At 56.1% G+C, this 16123-nt stretch carries 9 protein-coding genes; 8 read left to right on the forward strand and 1 reads right to left on the reverse strand.

Annotation, left to right across the window (positions count from 1 at the left end):
• Positions 1-372 precede the first annotated feature (372 nt).
• From ACXAED_RS21205 to ACXAED_RS21240, 8 genes are all read left to right on the forward strand, one after another.
• Positions 373-1647 (forward strand): tyrosine-type recombinase/integrase, encoded by a 1275-nt coding sequence (locus ACXAED_RS21205; protein WP_475053299.1) that lies wholly within the window; start codon positions 373-375, stop codon positions 1645-1647.
• The gene (locus tag ACXAED_RS21210; protein ID WP_475053301.1) at positions 1644-2789 is read left to right on the forward strand and encodes a tyrosine-type recombinase/integrase; all 1146 of its coding nucleotides are present in this window, start codon (positions 1644-1646) and stop codon (positions 2787-2789) included. Before ACXAED_RS21205 ends, ACXAED_RS21210 begins: the two co-directional genes overlap by 4 nt.
• 485 nt (positions 2790-3274) lie before the next feature.
• Positions 3275-6376: an Eco57I restriction-modification methylase domain-containing protein gene (locus ACXAED_RS21215; protein ID WP_475053304.1), complete on the forward strand. Its 3102-nt coding sequence runs from the start codon at positions 3275-3277 to the stop codon at positions 6374-6376.
• 376 nt (positions 6377-6752) lie between these two features.
• Positions 6753-7214 carry a hypothetical protein gene (locus ACXAED_RS21220; protein WP_475053306.1) on the forward strand — a complete coding sequence of 154 codons (462 nt, stop codon included), beginning with the start codon at positions 6753-6755 and terminating at the stop codon, positions 7212-7214.
• Positions 7215-7746: 532 nt separating this feature from the next.
• Positions 7747-9783, forward strand: coding sequence for an ATP-dependent nuclease (locus ACXAED_RS21225; RefSeq protein ID WP_475053308.1), 2037 nt, complete (start codon positions 7747-7749; stop codon positions 9781-9783).
• Entirely contained in the window at positions 9765-11834 is a 2070-nt protein-coding gene (locus ACXAED_RS21230; protein ID WP_475053309.1) for a UvrD-helicase domain-containing protein, read from the forward strand. The genes ACXAED_RS21225 and ACXAED_RS21230 overlap by 19 nt, the downstream gene beginning before the upstream one ends.
• A 212-nt stretch (positions 11835-12046) precedes the next feature.
• Complete coding sequence (locus tag ACXAED_RS21235; RefSeq protein ID WP_475053311.1) at positions 12047-13087, forward strand: IS110 family RNA-guided transposase; 1041 nt, start codon at positions 12047-12049, stop codon at positions 13085-13087.
• 1366 nt (positions 13088-14453) lie between these two features.
• Positions 14454-14897, forward strand: a complete 444-nt coding sequence (locus tag ACXAED_RS21240; protein ID WP_475053313.1) for a lysozyme family protein — start codon at positions 14454-14456, stop codon at positions 14895-14897.
• A gap of 229 nt (positions 14898-15126) precedes the next feature.
• Here the strand turns inward: ACXAED_RS21240 and ACXAED_RS21245 are convergent, their stop codons facing one another.
• On the reverse strand, positions 15127-16002 hold the full coding sequence (locus ACXAED_RS21245) for a hypothetical protein (RefSeq protein WP_475053315.1): 876 nt from the start codon (positions 16000-16002) through the stop codon (positions 15127-15129).
• Between the last annotated feature and the right edge of the window lie 121 nt (positions 16003-16123).

Genomic DNA, 16123 nt, shown 5'->3' on the forward strand with positions numbered 1-16123 from the left:
GTGGCATGGTATGGCACAGCCGTGCCACAACCCCTGCCACGGGCCATTTTGGGGCCTCTGGATCCCTTAAAAATATGGCTTCACAAGGTTCCGACACACTTGAATTGCTAAAACGCCAATTTTGGCAATTAAATCAGCGCCTTGCGCTGATTTGCAGCTTGCTGCGTCATGTGTGGTACAAATCTGAGGCCCCCGGGCCGAAACCGGCGTTCCAAGGCACCCGGTAAGCCATTCAACAGACTGGCTTTCCCGCCTGCGGAACGGGCCGCGGCGGCGGTTTTCCTTCCTGAATTATGCTGCTTCCCCGCTTTTCCTGGCCGCTTCCCGGGAAACTGCGTGGAATTTTTCCTGAAGCAGAGAAGGAAGACAGCCATGCGTAAATCCGCTCTGAACACCGCCAATACGCGCCCTGTTTCCCAACGGTCAGAGACCGTTCAATGGGACACCGAGGTTCCCAAACTGGGCCTCCGGCAGCGCGGCGCTACAAGCTCCTGGATCGTGCAGTGGCGTGCCGATGGCAGGACCCGGAAGCAGACACTCGGGCGGGCCGATGCGATCCCCCTGCCCCAGGCCCGAGAGCTGGCCCGCGCTCTGCTCGACGGCGTGGAAGCAAGGGCAGCTCCGGACGCCGCCCCGACGGTGGCCGCCTTCAGCCGCCGCTATCTCAAGGATCTCGCCCCGAGCTGGAAACCGGCCACGCATCGCGCCCATGCACACGACGTCGAGCACCTCATCATCCCCTATCTGGGCAGCAAGCGGCTCAATCAGGTGACCCGGGCAGATTTGGTTTCCTGGAAAGACGGTCTGCCCGGCAGTGCTGCCAGCGGCAACCGGGCATTGGCCGTTTTGTCCGGCATGATGCGCCACGCGGAGCTGTTTGGCCTCCAGCCGCCCGGCAGCAACCCTTGCAAGGGGCTGAGGCGCCGCAAGACAAGCTTCACGGCCTCTTACCTCTCCGAGGCACAGTGGGCGCGGCTGGGAACTGCTCTGCGGCGGCTGGAGGAAGCCCACCCGCGTGAGGCAGGCTTCTTCCGCTTTCTCGCCCTCACCGGCTGCCGCAAGGGGGAAGCGCTTGCGTTGCGGTGGGACATGATCGATGGTCCGCGCTGCGCTCTGCCAGATGCCAAGTCCGGACCGCGCGCGATCTGGCTCGGGCGTCCCGCAAAACGGGTCCTGGCCTCCTTTCCGCGCAGCAACCTGTACGTGTTCGGTGAGGGCAAGGATCCAATGCCGGACCACCGGATTGACAGGATCTGGCGCAAGCTGCGGCAAAGCGCAAAACTCGATGGGATCCGCCTGCATGATCTGCGCCACAGCTTTGCATCCGTTGGCGTCAACGCCGGGCTGGATCTTCGCGTGATCGGCGGGCTGCTGGGCCATTCCGATCTCGCAACCACCGAAGGTTACGCCCATCTCGAAGACCGCACCATCAAGGCCGCGAGCCAGCGCGTTGGCACCCATCTGGAAAAGATCGTCAAGGCTCCGGCCTCGCGGCGCGGGGCGGGCCGTTCCCTTTACCAGCGCTTCTGCAGATCGTCCCTCTCCATCGACGCCTTCTGTGCTGAAAACGGGATCGACCCTGCCACCTTCCGGAACGGGCTGGTCGCATGGAGGCGCACGAGCCAGAACCGGGGGGCAGGCGCATGAAGACCGTCACCCTTCTCACCCCGCTGATCCTGTCGTCCCTTAAGCCGCGCAAGAAGGAATACGTGCTGCATGACGCGCAATGCGAAGGCCTGGCCCTGCGTGTCCAGCCCGGCGGCGCCAAGTCCTGGGTCTGCTGGCAGCGGGACGCCGGCAAGACCCGGCGCATCACCCTGGGCCGTTTTGAGGACATGGATCTCAATGCGGCACGCGAAGCCTTCCATGCACACAAAGGCACAGGACAACGGCCCCCTGCCCCGGAGCAGCGCAACACCCTCACCTTCTCGGTACTCTGCACGTCCTTCCTGGATGCGAAGCGCGGGGTCTATGCCGCCTCCACGCTTTCCTCGCTGGGGTACTATCTGGATACGCAGCTTCTGCCCGCTTTTGGCCGGAGTAAAATTGCGCGGATCACAACACCTGACATCGCCGAATGGTTCTATGCCTATTCCCGTTTGCGGCCGGGCGGGGCCAACCAAGCGCTTGGTCATTTTACGACAATTCTGAATTGGGGCCAGGAAGCAGGCCATCTTCCGGCGGACTTGCCCAATCCGGCAGCGCCTCTGCGTTTCAACCGGCGCCTGGCGCGCGGGCGCATGCTGAGCAGCGACCAGCTCCGGCGGCTGGCGGCCGTGCTGGACTCCGCAACGGCCAGACAGCGGGACGCTGCGGACGCGATTTGGCTAATGCTGCTGACGGGCTGCCGCTCCGGCGAAATCCTGCGGTTGAGGTGGGGTGAGGTCCAGAAAGACAAGCTTGTCCTCCGGCGCACCAAGACGGGCCCCCGCGAAGTCAACTTGAGCGATGCTGCTATACAGTACCTCGACCGGTTGCGTAAACAGCGCCGGTCCAGTTACGTGTTCCCCGCGCAGCGTACCAAGAAGCCGCATCGCACATCCATCGACCACACCTGGCAAACCTTTAAACACCTGGCAGGTTTGCCCGACGGAATCCGGTTGCACGATCTCCGCCACACCTACGCCTCCCACGCCATTATGTCGGGTGAAACCCTCCACATGACCGGCAAGCTGCTTGGCCACAGATCGCCGGATAGCACCGAACGATACGCGCATCTCGATGCAAATTACCTGGCCAAGGCTGCAGACAAAGTGGCCAGGAAAGTCGACGAATTGTTAATTGGTTAGCAGTCTAAAACGGCGTCGCACAGGCGTGTTGAGAAAAGAGAGCCTTGGGCTTGCTGCTTCGCACTTGCAGCATGCAAGCCCAACCCAAAGCGGCCGTAGACAAGGGCTGTCGGTGCGACAGCCCTTGGTCAAATTCCCGGAAGCGGACCCTCAGCAGGCCAAGCTGCCTCAAATGCTGCTGCGGGTCACACCGGCGGCAGCAAAGCGCAGGAAGCGACCTTTGAAAGGTCCGGCCCGTCTAGTATGCGCTACAAGCGTGGCACGACCTCAACCTACTACCGAAAGCCTACCGCACGACAAAAGCTTCGAGCCGCCCGTTTTCCTCTTGGAAACTTCTGGTCATTTCTGATGTAAATAGCGACAAATTACCAGAAATTTGGAAGTTCCGTTTAATGCCTCTGTTTAATCCGAAGACAATAGCGCGCCATGCGAAGTTGGTGAAAATTCCGGAAGCACACCTGAAGCACCTTCAGGAGTGGCGCGACATGATTACCGACAAGCGCATCTACGGCCTCAAAGAAACGGCCCTACACGGCCAATTCGCTAACAAGATTGTTGAGGGCGTCCTTGGCTACACTGGGGCCGCATCCGGTTCGAGCTACACCGTTGAGACCGAAAAGAAAATTCTTAGCGGTAGCGTAGACTTAGCCCTCGGCCATTTCGGCGGAAAAACGAATGACATCATTGCCCCATTCGAACTCAAGGGGGCCAAGACACACGACCTTGACGCCATTATGCCAGGGCGCAACAAAAGCCCCGTCCAGCAGGCGTGGGAATACGCAACCCATGCCCGGGGAGTGAAATGGGTTCTGGTCTCCAACTACGTTGAGTTGCGTCTTTACGGCTTCGGAGAAGGCACGTCAGCCTATGACGTGTTCCGGATGGACGAACTCACCGATCCCGACGAATACGCGCGCTTCATGCTACTTCTCTCAGCGGAAAACCTGCTGTCCGGAAAGACCCTGGACTTGCTCAAGGAAAGCCGCAAGGAAGACAGGGACATCACGGACAGCCTGTATCGGGATTACAAAGCGCTGCGCCTGAAGCTTCTCGCAGGCATTCAAACAGCCGCACCGACCCTCCCCGGTCTCGAGGCCATCGCTCTGGCCCAGAAAATTCTCGACAGGGTGCTTTTCATCGCCTTCGCCGAGGACACCGGCCTGTTGCCCAAGAACACTCTGGCAAGCGCTTATGAAGCCCAGAATGCTTATAACCCGCAACCAGTATGGCAGAACTTCAAGGGTCTGTTCGGCGCCATCGATAAGGGCAACGAGGCGCTTAAAATCCCGCGCTACAACGGGGGTCTCTTCCGCGAGGACGCCGTGATCGACGAACTCATCCTATCGGATGAGATTTGCGAGGGCTTCAAGGTCCTCGGCGGCTATGACTTCGCCTCCGAAGTCTCCGTGACCGTGTTAGGCCACATCTTCGAACAGTCCATTGCAGACGTCGAACGGCTGCAAGCCGTGGCCCGCGGCGAAGAGGAAGAACTCGAGAAGGCTACCGGCACGACCGGGCGGCGTAAGCGCGACGGCGTGGTCTACACCCCCGATTACATCGCGCGCTTCATCGTGGCCGAAACGCTGGGCGTTCACCTTAAGGAAATCTTCACCGGAATCCTGCGCGACCGTGCGGTCAAAGGCTCCGACCTCACTGACTACGAAAACATTAAATGGCGCGCCAAGAAGTCCGGCGAACTCAAAGCGTGGCAAGCCTACCGCGACCGCCTGCGCACTCTGCGCATCGTTGACCCCGCCTGTGGCTCTGGCGTCTTCCTCATCATGGCGCTGGACTTCATGCGCGCCGAACTCACCCGCGTGAACGAGAAGATCAAGGACCTCTCGCCAAAACAGGAGTACTTTGGCGACCTGCTCACCTACGTCCCCGACAGTGAAATCCTGACCAACAACCTCTTCGGCGTGGACGTGAACGAAGAGAGCATCGAGATCACCAAGCTCTCGCTCTGGATCAAGACCGCGCAGCGCGGCAAGGTGCTCGACAGCCTGTCCGGCAGCATCCGCGTGGGAGACAGCCTGATCGAGGACAGCAACTTCGCCTATCTCGACCATGCATTCACCTGGGAAACCGCCTTCCCCGAGGTATTTGCCGAAGGCGGCTTTGACGTAGTGCTGGGCAACCCGCCTTACGTGCGGATGGAGTTTCTCAAGACCCTCAAGCCCTATCTGGAAAGCCGCTACGAGGTCGCCTCCGACAGGGCGGACCTCTATTGCTATTTCTACGAACGCGGGCTGCGCCTTCTGAAGCCCGGTGGCCGTCTGGGCTACATCTCGTCCAACACCTTTTTCAAGACCGGCTCGGGTAAGCCATTGCGGAAATACCTGCTGCGCGACGCCACTCTGGAAAAGGTCGTGGACTTTGGCGATTTGCAAGTCTTCGAAGGAGTGACGACCTACCCGGTCATCCTGACCATGCGCAAGGAAGCACCCGCAAAGGACCACGAGGTGCAGTTCTGGAAGGTCGACAGCCTGCCGGACAACAACTTTCAGGCTACTTGGGAGGCCGCTGCAGGGCCTTACCCGCAGGCCGCGCTGAGCGCAGGCTCTTGGGAGCTTGAGAACCCCGCTCTGCGCGCGCTGAGGGACAAGATCAGGACGGGGCGGGCCACCCTTAAGGAAGTTTTTGGAGCGCCGCTCTACGGCATCAAGACAGGCCTCAACGGGGCCTTCGTGATCGACACGCCGACCAGGGAGGCGCTTTGCGCGCAGGACCCGCGTTCGGCTGACCTGTTGAAGCCCTTCCTCGAAGGGAAGGACCTGAAACGGTGGCGGGCAGAGCCGCGCGGGCTGTGGTTGATCTACATCCCGAAGAATCGGGTGAAGATCGACGACTACCCGGCCATTCGCGATTGGTTGCTGCCCTTCAAGGACAAGTTGGAAAAGCGCGCGACGAAACAGGAATGGTTCGAGTTGCAGCAGGCGCAGGAAGCCTACGCACCGCATTTTGAAGGGACGAAGGTCCTTTACCCCGAGTTCTGCAACGTCCCGCAATTCCAGCTAGAGAGCGGGCATTTCACGAACAATAAATGTTATTTCGTCGGTTCCGACGAAGCTTGGCTGGCCGCCTTCCTGAACTCCAAGGCCGCGTGGTTCACCATCACCGGCAACAGCGTTCCTGTGCGTGGTGGCTTCCACCAAATGCACTCGCAATTCGTAGAACAGGCCGTCATTCCGGCAATGTCCGATGCAGCCAAGACAGGCCTGACCTCACTGGCAGAGACCTGTCAAACCGCTGCCAGAGCCCGTCTGAGCCTTCAAACCAACTTCACCCGCCGCATCCCGGACCTTTGCCCGCCCGAACGCGAAGCCAAGCTGAACACCAAGCTCAAGGAATGGTGGACCTTCCCCGCCTTCGCCGAGTTCCGCGCTGAGGTAAAAAAGGTCTTCAAGGCAGACATTCCCCTGTCCGAGCGCTCGGACTGGGAAGACTGGCTGACCCGCGACCGCGCCGAGATCAACCGCCTCACCGCCGAAATCGCTCAGGCCGAAGCTGGGATCAACGCGATTGTTTACGACCTGTTCGAACTGACCGAAGAGGAAGTCACCCTTCTTGAGGCAGCCATATCTTAAAGGTCCCCGCTTCTACACCTCGCTGCCAATCGAGCGAGGCGCGCGAATAGCCGTTTGCCGAAGCAAGTCCGTCGCTTCGAGTTGATCCGAGATTGGTGGAGTTGAACAGACGCTGGAATTCATGATGATTGCTCTCCAAGCGTCTGCTTAGGCATGGCTACGCCGCAACATTGCAGGAAACTTCTACGGCGGCTTCGGGCCGACGGCTCTTGAAACTCGTCTTGTGAAAACGTATTCCTAGGTCGAGCTGACGCCCCAGCCTCCCCCCTCCGACGGGAAAGTATTCAGCATGCAGGGTTTGAAATAGAGCTTTTTCTGTTCGAGCGCACACATAAGGAGGGATTGTGTATTTTTGCTCGCAATAGGAGAAACTCAAATGAACCTATCTGCACCGATCAATGAACTGAAACGCAAAGCAAAGCTGTTGCGCCGTTCCGAAGGCATACCGCTCAATCAAGCGCAAGCGCACATCGCCAAAGAAGAAGGTTATGCGAGCTGGGGTCTCTTGATCCGAGACTATGAAGCACAGAAGCCAAAGCCGAATGTGCAACCTCGGACAGGCTATCAGATCACCTCTCTGCCGGTTGATGATGCCTACCGCAAAGAAGCGATTGAGCTGGCCAACAGTACGTTCGAAATGGTGATGCGTCGGATTGTGCCTGATAACCCAGTTGAAACGCGGCAGCTCTGGAATGCGGCAGAGTACGTCGATCATCACCATCTAAGGCCTGATATGCTTCCAATTGATAGCGAGTACGCGCTTTCTTTGATTGAGGCGACTCTGGTACATTACGTAGTCGATCTCGCCGTTCAAGCAGATCGTAAGTCGGAAACTTAATTTAGACGTACTTTTGGGTTGGGGGGCTATGTTCCCCCAACCAATGACAACTTTTTGAAAAAATCGGTCCAATACTTCGCACTCGCAGCGGAGCAATCACCACGCCTGCTGCGAATGTCGCGTTTGTTGCAGCTTACTCGGACGCCACGCGTGACGTTTGAATGATGCGCGGCATTGCCTGGCGTCGGAGAAGCGCTCAAGCACTAAATCGCTCCGCGATAGGGCTCTGTGTGGCAGGTGTTGGGCTGAACCGGGATTTGCTTCCCGGATTTCGATGACGGGTGTGTGCTGTTGGCCGCGACGGGTTCGCATGCAGGTGGGCGAATCCGTGCCTTCGCTGCGGGATGCAAACCCGTTATGTAGTGACAGTATAAGCCGACATTCAGGCGACCTCGATGCCGGGCATTAACCTGCGGCGCCGCAATTCCACTTCGAGCCCGCAACTACACTTTGCGCGCAGGCGTTCCACGTGATAGTTGCATGAGTAAATCGCGGCTTCAGAAGCGAGCCAGGCAATCAGGCACATTTCGACATGTATATTGAAAAAATCAAAATTGAAAACTTTCGACTTTTGCAAAATTGCAACCTTGACATGCGAGAAGAGACGACGCTTCTTGTCGGAAAAAACAATACGGGAAAAACATCTTTTGTTGTTTTGCTGGAGAAGTTTCTGGATCGCCCTGAAAATTTCACCTACGCGGACTTTCCGATCCAGTTTAGGCAGAAGATACACTGTATTGACGATGAAACGAATATCGAGGAACTCGCGATTAGGTTGGTGCTTCGCATAGCTTATGACGAGACCGACAACCTTGCGATACTGTCCGAATTCATGTTGGACCTTGATCCAACACGGCGACATACCAACATCCTTTTTGAATGCTGCATTGATAAGAAAAAGCTTCTTCGCGTGCTGCCGGAAGACTCGAAAGAGCGAAAGAAATTCATTGAAAACAACCTCAGCGGGAAGTTCCTGAATGTTAAGGTTTATGCATTTGATGATTTCGGATACACCGAGGAAACTCCATACTACTTGACACGTCGCGATCAACTGGAAGAGAAAGAGAAATCCGAAGTTCGGTCGCTTTTAAATTTTCAGGTTATTCATGCCCGTAGAAATGTTGCGAGTTCGGAAGATGGCAGACCTGGTGCGAAGCCGCTCTCGGCGATGTCTACCAAGTTTTTTCGAAAGCGCGACGTCGAGGCAGGTACCGATGACGATGACGAGACAACAGGGGCAGACGGCGAAAGCATTGAAAAGCTGAGATCAATGCTTGCTAGCATCGATGACCAGCTAGAAGAACAGTATGCGCAGGTTTTCGGGGGGTTTCTGGAAAGCTCACGCGACTTTCTGGAGTTGGGCGATTTGAAGGTTGTCTCCAACATCCAATCGCAATCTCTCATCGAAACCTCGTCCCAAGTCATATACGGCAAAGCCGACGATTTTCTTCCTGAGCACTACAACGGGCTCGGATACCTGAACATCCTTTATCTACTGTTGCAGATCGAGTTGTGCCGAGACGACTTTGCCAGACGAAATGCCCCACTAAACCTTCTGCTTATCGAAGAACCTGAAGCGCACACGCATCCGCAGATGCAATATGTCTTCGCTGATAAAATCCATGGATTGATCTCGCAAATTACTAATTTGCAGACTTTATTGACAACCCATTCGTCCCACATCGTTTCGAAATCTAATTTTGAGGACATCAGGTATCTCTCACGGCCGTCTGCTGCGGAGCCTGTCACGATCAAGAATTTTCACACTGATCTGAGCGCCAGGTACGAGGAGCTTGGAGCGGACGGAGCGGCGCTTTTTCAGTTTCTCAAGCAATATCTCACAATCAACTCTGCTGAGCTGTTCTTCGCAAGCAAAGCGATCTTCATTGAGGGAACCACGGAACGCATCCTGCTTCCTCTATTCATAGAGATACACGACAAGGAAAATGTCGATGAAACAGCGGAGAGCGGACTGTCTTCGCAGAACATATCCGTTCTTGAAGTCGGCGCTAATGCGCGCGCGTTTGCTCCGTTCCTTGAATTCATTGGCATTCGCACTTTGATCATCACCGATATCGACACAACCAAAGCTGTTGTCAGCGAGAAGACCGGACAGACCAGCTATCAGGCCTGTCCTGTTGTAGAGGCGAGCCACACCTCAAATGAAACCCTGAAGCACTTCCTCGCAGCCCCTGATCCTAAGGAAAAGAAGGACTTCTCGGACTGGCATAAGCGTCTGGTAGATGGAAATGTCTCTTCGGGCGAGGGGCATATTGAGCTTGCCTACCAGCTAGCGGAGGACGGCTACCACGCAAGAAGTTTTGAAGACGCTTTCATTTCGATCAACCTGGATAAAGTCAAGGCCCGCAAGGGTTCGTTGGCGGGTTTGAAAAACAGAGATGCGCTGGATAAATTCAGCGGCGATGGTTTTTATTCTCTTACAGCTAAGATACTCGGAAAGAAATCCGATTTTGCCGGATCGGTATTATACTTGGCGCTTGTAGAAGGGGAAAGCTGGCGTGTGCCGAAATATATCATGGATGGTTTAAAATGGATTCACAAAAACTGAATTCGGTGGATCGGATCGCAGGGCTTGTTTCCGGCGGTGAGAACTTCGTTCTTCAAGGCGGGGCCGGAAGTGGAAAAACAGAGAGCCTAAAAAGGGTTGTTCAAAAAGTTCTGAAAGTCGATTCGAGCCTTCGTATTGCGTGCATCACCCATACGAACAAAGCGGCAGACGAGATTGCTGATCGTGTATCTGGCGATATCAAGGTTTCCACGATCCACTCGTTCTTGGGCGAGATAATTTCGCCGTTCAAGAAGAACATCCAACAGGTTTTCCCGAAGCTCTTCGAATTACCCGAGTTTGTTGCCCTTGGAGATGATCACTATAACGGCGACGAAAAATTGAAGAAGAAGGGGGAGCACGACCGGTTCAAGAAGCTGCACGGCCAGCTCGAGAACCGCCGCAGGACAGTGCTAGGTGAAGATACAGCGAAGGTCACCGGAAAACGGGAATACGACAAGGAACCCGACACATACAATGTGCAGCTCAATGGGTTGATTCGCGAGGTCAACAAGGAAATCCGCGACAAGCTGGCGTCGAGACAGCCGAACGAGTTTTTTTACAATGATACTGCCTTTGACAACTTCAACGATCCTTCATACGGCCATGATGGCCTGATCGCGTTGGCCTGCCATATTCTTGAAGGCTTTCCGTTGCTGGGCAGGATCGTATCAGATCGGCATGACTGCATCTTTATTGATGAGTATCAGGACACAAGTGCAGATGTCGTTCGAGTCCTTCTGCGCTGTTTGCCAGAAGACGCGAAGACCGTCATCGGGTTGTTCGGCGACTCTGAACAGGCCATCTATTCGGATGGCATAGGAAGCGCTCAGTCACATATCGATGCCAAAGAGCTCATTCTTGTCGTGAAGGAGGACAATTATCGGTGCTCTCCCCAGGTCATTGATTTTAGCAACAAATTTAGGACGGACGGCCTAAAGCAGGATGTAGCTCTGAAATCGCTTGATGACGGAAGTCTTGAAACCCTTGAGAGCCGCCAGGGCAGCGTGAAGCTGGTTTACGACTTGGCTCCTGCGGAGGTTGATACGGGTGATAAGGCGGAAGACCGGAAGACAAATACGGCTTTGTTCAGAAGTGCACTTGATGCGTTGGTTGAAAAAGTCTCCTCTGATTATCCAGGCTACGTTCAGTTGAAACTGACGAATAAGTCTATAGCGAACGATGTCGGATTTGGAGGACTATATCAAATCTTCGATGACCGATATTCTGAGCCGCGGGACCGCATGCGCAAGACGCTTGACAGGTTGCAGTTTGGCGAACTGATTGATCTGGTTTCTCTGTACAGGAGTTTGCCGGGCGACAGGCGCTCATATAACCGTTTGATCGCGAAATTACGGAAGCGCGGATTTTCTATTACGTCAGTGGCAGATAAGGCCAAGCTCGATAAAATGCTTCACTCGTTCGGGTCGAAGGATCGCGCCGCCTATGAGGCCATAGAGTATGCCGCCGAATGTGGCTTGATAAGAGTTTCAGACGGCCACAAGGCATTTGTCGATCGGCGCAATGAGCTTTTGGAGAAGCTTGCAGGTGATCCTGTCTTTGTCGAGTTTGAAGAACTACACCGGAACGGCCACCGCACCAAACTCCAAATGTTAAAAGAGGTAACCGCCACTAGTATGAAGCACATCAGCGTTGAGAATCTGGAGCAGGAATACGACGACAGATTAAATGATCTGAAGCAGAAGGTTTTTCTTGATTCCTTGTTTTCCACAGGACTCACGCTTGGCGAGATATTAGCATTCTATGAGTATGAGGACAGTGTAGGCGAGTTTTCTACGATGCACAAAACGAAAGGAACGGGTATCGAAAATGTGCTTCTCGTTATAGACGAGTATGGCTGGACGACAGAATATGACTTTTTGAGCTGCTTTCAGAAAGGCATTCCAGGTTCAAGGCGGGAAATCGCATCGAAAAAGCTTCTTTATGTTGCGTGCTCACGAACAAAGAAGAACCTCGTGTGTGTTCGTCTAATGAAAAGCCAGGAAGAGGCGGATCAGATCGCATCCTTTTTTCCCGAGGCGATCAAGATCTAGTGGTTGAATAATAGTTTCCGCTATATTTTTGGGGAAGGCATAAAGATTTGTTTGGGCGTATCGTCAAACCCTCACGCGAGCTTAGCCTTCGCGGCTGTCTTCTTCGCGATTGCGGCGAATGACATGGTGTGTTTGCGGCGGCCGCTCTCCCAGGGCGAACGAGGTCCGATAAGATCGGCCTCAGCAAAAACCAGCCGTGAAGGAGAACGACCATGTTGCATTATGTTGGTCTGGACGTGTCCGTCAAATCCGTGTCGATCTGTGTTGTCGATGAAGATGGCGAGGTGCTGGCGCGCGGCGAAACCAGTTCGGATCCGGACGAAATTGCATCGTTTATTTCCGAACATTCCGCCAAGCCCGAGCGGGTGGTGCATGAGAGTGGCATCCTGGCCATCTGGCTCACCCGCGAGCTGGAGAAACGCGGCCTTCCGATCATCTGCATTGATGCCCGCCTGGCGCACAAGGCGCTGTCTGGGCGGATCAACAAGTCCGATACCGGTGATGCCGAAGGGCTGGCGCATCTGGCCCGCACCGGTTGGTTCAGCCGGGTTCACATCAGAAGCGAGGCGTCGGAGCGGGTTCGCGTGCTCATTGGCGCACGGGAGCGCCTGATCAGGATGCGCAAGGACCTTGAAGCGCATGTTCGAGGCGTGCTGAAGGTTTTCGGGGTCTGCATGGGTTCAGTAGGCCGTGCAAACCTGCGGCAGGGCTTCCGCGACCAACTCGCCGGGGCAGGCCAGACCGACCCGGCGCTCGGCGTGATGGCAGACATGTTCATTCCGATCCACAGAACCCTGTGCGCGGCCGCGGAAGCGATGGACGCCGATCTCAGGCTCATCGCAAGCCAAAGCGGCCTTGCCCGCCGCCTCATGACCGTCCCGGGGGTTGGGCCTGTCGTCGCGCTGTCCTTTATCGCTACCCTCGACAATGCGGAACGTTTCCGGAGATCGAGGGACGTCGGCGCCTTTCTCGGCCTCACGCCGCGGCGGCACCAATCCGGAGACATGGACTGGTCCGGCCGGATATCAAAATGCGGAGATCGTGATCTGCGAAGACTGCTCTACTCCGCGGCCACCACCTTAATCACCCAGGTCAGAAAGCCATCACAGCTGCGCGCTTGGGCCAAGAGGCTGCAAGATCGGAAGGGCTTCAAGAAAGCCGCAGTGGCGGCATCCCGAAAGCTTGCCGTCGTCATGATGTGCATCTGGCGCGACCAGACAGTCTTTGAACCGGAAAAGGAACTTATCACCTGACAACCAACTGAGATCCCGCCCACAAGAGACAGGGCGGGTTCAGCGTCCTTCGGGACGGCGGCGGATCAAGCCAGTCAAAAGCGGCTGAAGGAGCGTGACGCTCACTTCGCGAATGACATTCTGGCTGGTCAGCTCCCGGACGCCATCAGGAAGCGGAAACACCGACTTCGTAGAGAACCAGGACCCCGAACAGCAATAGAACCCGCACTTGACGATCCCGCAAACAGAGAGCTGGTCTGGTGCCTCGCAGGTGTGAAGTCGACAACGTCGACGAAGGTCCGCAAAGGACTGCAAGCACAATGCGGAGCACAAAGGGCGCCCGAGTTTTCAAATGGCACTATCTGCACATGGGGGTCACTCGGTCTTGCCCAGGCTGCGCGCATAGCGAAAGTCGGCTTGCTCCCGCAATTTGTGAGTTCACCAGTTTCAATGCTTCGCAGTCGCAGCGAACGGCAGGATCTGCCTACTACGCCGCAGCATAAAACCTCGTTCAGTTGCGTCAAACGACCAAGTTTGCAATGGGCGCTTCTTACACTTCGCTGCCGCAAGGGGCGACTTGGACTACACACACTGCGAACGGCGGTTCCCTTTCCTTTCTGAATCCCATTTGCTGCTCTGCAAGGAGCTCGCTTTCAACGGTCTGTATCAACCCGGAAAGCTAGGGGCACAGGATCTAACATGAGAAAGTGTGGGCCGTTGTCGGGGCTGGCATGTTGACCCTAATTGCGCTAGAAAATTTCCTGAGGTCAGCGACTTCAGGAGAAACCAGCCACTCGGCCATCCACATTTCGGAGCTGTTTTCATAGTTATACTGGGTCATGTGACCGGACATATGAAAACGCGCTCCGGCAGCTTGCTGCGTTATGTGTGGACCTTCCATGAGGCCCAAAGGGCCGAATTGGGCGTTGCTGGCCCGATCCCTTCGAGAGGGCTGAGCCAAAAGCCCGGCTGTGGAGCGGCGCTTAGCGCCTCAATTTCCCGCCGGGGCGGGAGGGCGAGGACTGCCCTTCCGGTCTTTCTGATCGCGATCCTGGCTCCTGTGACGGCCTCTGCTGACGGTTGGTCCAGCTCAAGCAGCTTCAGCCTGAAAGAGACCGCCGAGATCCGGGAAAACCTCGCCTCAGCTCCGGCCTCCCCGAAAGACGGCTGGGACTTCGCTACGCGGGAAAGCGAGTGGGTTGCCCTCAATGCATTTGAGCGCTCGCGGCCAGGAAAGCAGCCCCCTGCCCCGGCCTCCTTCCGGTTGCCTTCCGGCTCCAGTGTCGAAAAGCTGTTTGCCCTCATCGCCTTTGCTGAAGCTCCCAGCGGCCGCTATGACGCAATCCACCTCGGCGCCAAGGTGAGACCAGGCAAGAAACCCTCGCAGATGACCCTTGCGGAAATCTACACCTGGATCGACCGCACGCCGGGCCAACCCCATGCCATCGGAAACTTCCAGATCATACCTTCAACCTTGCTTAATCTGCAGAAGCGTCTCGGCTTGCCTGACGGAGCCCGCTTCACCCGCGCGACACAGAACCGGATGGCAGCTCTCCTGATCTCTGACGCCGGGTATCAGAAGTTTGCGTCTGGCAGGATTTCACGCTCTGCTTTCATGGACAACCTGGCGCGCATCTGGGCTGGCCTTCCGCTGGCGTCCGGCAAGTCCGCCTATCATGGGTATGCCGGAAACCGCGCAACCATCACGCGGGTTTTCTACGTCGAACAGATGGAAAGGATCTTTGGCTCCGGAACAGCGCGGATCACTGCAGCTTCTCCGGTGGCCCAAGCAAAACCAATGAATGCAGGCTGGACACGGCTGGGGCAATGATCCGGATCATCACCAAAACACCCTTGATTATCGTACTGGCATTACAGGAGCGGGGTTCAACTCTTCCAGTTTTGTGCGGGCTTGAGACAGGCAAATGGGAAGCCTTCATAACGCAAAAGGCAGCTTTCCGAGCTTCTGAAAGATGGCGCTAAATGCGACATGCAGTCGGCCGGTTAAGTGCCTTGGCCGCCCTGTTGATGAATAATTTGAGTGGCAGTATCTGAACTTGTTAGCCGCGTCGCCAGACTGAGAACTGGTCAAGGCTTCGGAAAAACCCGCCCGATCTTACGCCGCATAAAAAGAGGAAATACACGGCCGCGAAAAGCCCTGACCAGACTCCGAAGATCGAGGCCCAGGATACGGTCAGAAAAAAGAGTGCGCTGTGTACAGTCAAATGCCCCTCCAAACCTCGGGATGCCCTGGACACATGCCGGGGCGGCTCTGACTGTAACAGGCTCCCGGTTAACAAATCCGGCCGGGACTTCTGCTGCCTGCGTTCCTCTTGTTTGAGGCTCTGGAACTGGGAACTGCTGATTCCAGGTGCCCGCATTTTGGCGAAGATATCAAAGCAGCGGGGATACTCCCCGCCGTACCGCGCTTTGGCGATGATGCCATCTTTGCCAACAGCTGCGATGCTATCGGAAGTGCGGCGTGTCAGGTCCACCCCGTCGGCGGAGATGCTGGCTTCAGCGAACTCTGTCTTCTTCAGCACAGATCCGTCTGCCTCCACCCAGGTGGTCTCGCTGCTGCTTTCGCGGGTGATGGAACCATCATGGCTGATCCGGATCGAAATGCCCGCCACCGCAACCGATACTGAATCTTCCGTCACAAGAACCCCGTTCCAGGCATCCGGGAAATCGCGGCGCAGGACAATCTTGTCCTGGCGCAGCTTGATTTGCACGTCCTGGTCCGTGTCCCCTGCTGCGCTTCTGACCACAACAAAGGCTTCCTGTTCGCTTGGATCATTGTGAAAACTTGCATTGGCATTCTTCGGCGGCCACACCTTCGGGGCTGCGCGCCGCGCGCCTTTCTGGTCCCGGTGGAAACCAATATACAGCTGGGCGGAGCGCCAGGTTTGGCGCAAGGAATTCACAAGTTCAGACATTGGTCTTAATCCTCAACAGAATGTGCGCGCACCGGACCAAATCGGGGTCCTCCAAGCGCTGCTAGTTTTGCTCAAATTCATTGTTGCAGGCGTGCCGACTGGCCTCGGCCAGTCAGCAGCC

The organism is Leisingera sp. ABM4_103 (assembly GCF_056158685.1).

What these genes read in the sequence shown, in the direction of transcription:
- ACXAED_RS21205 (WP_475053299.1), top strand. Translation starts at nt 373, where the DNA reads ATGCGTAAATCCGCTCTGAACACCGCCAATACGCGCCCTGTTTCCCAA.
- ACXAED_RS21210 (WP_475053301.1), top strand. Translation starts at nt 1,644, where the DNA reads ATGAAGACCGTCACCCTTCTCACCCCGCTGATCCTGTCGTCCCTTAAG.
- ACXAED_RS21215 (WP_475053304.1), top strand. Translation starts at nt 3,275, where the DNA reads ATGATTACCGACAAGCGCATCTACGGCCTCAAAGAAACGGCCCTACAC.
- ACXAED_RS21220 (WP_475053306.1), top strand. Translation starts at nt 6,753, where the DNA reads ATGAACCTATCTGCACCGATCAATGAACTGAAACGCAAAGCAAAGCTG.
- ACXAED_RS21225 (WP_475053308.1), top strand. Translation starts at nt 7,747, where the DNA reads ATGTATATTGAAAAAATCAAAATTGAAAACTTTCGACTTTTGCAAAAT.
- ACXAED_RS21230 (WP_475053309.1), top strand. Translation starts at nt 9,765, where the DNA reads ATGGATTCACAAAAACTGAATTCGGTGGATCGGATCGCAGGGCTTGTT.
- ACXAED_RS21235 (WP_475053311.1), top strand. Translation starts at nt 12,047, where the DNA reads ATGTTGCATTATGTTGGTCTGGACGTGTCCGTCAAATCCGTGTCGATC.
- ACXAED_RS21240 (WP_475053313.1), top strand. Translation starts at nt 14,454, where the DNA reads ATGACCCTTGCGGAAATCTACACCTGGATCGACCGCACGCCGGGCCAA.
- ACXAED_RS21245 (WP_475053315.1), bottom strand. Translation starts at nt 16,002, where the DNA reads ATGTCTGAACTTGTGAATTCCTTGCGCCAAACCTGGCGCTCCGCCCAG.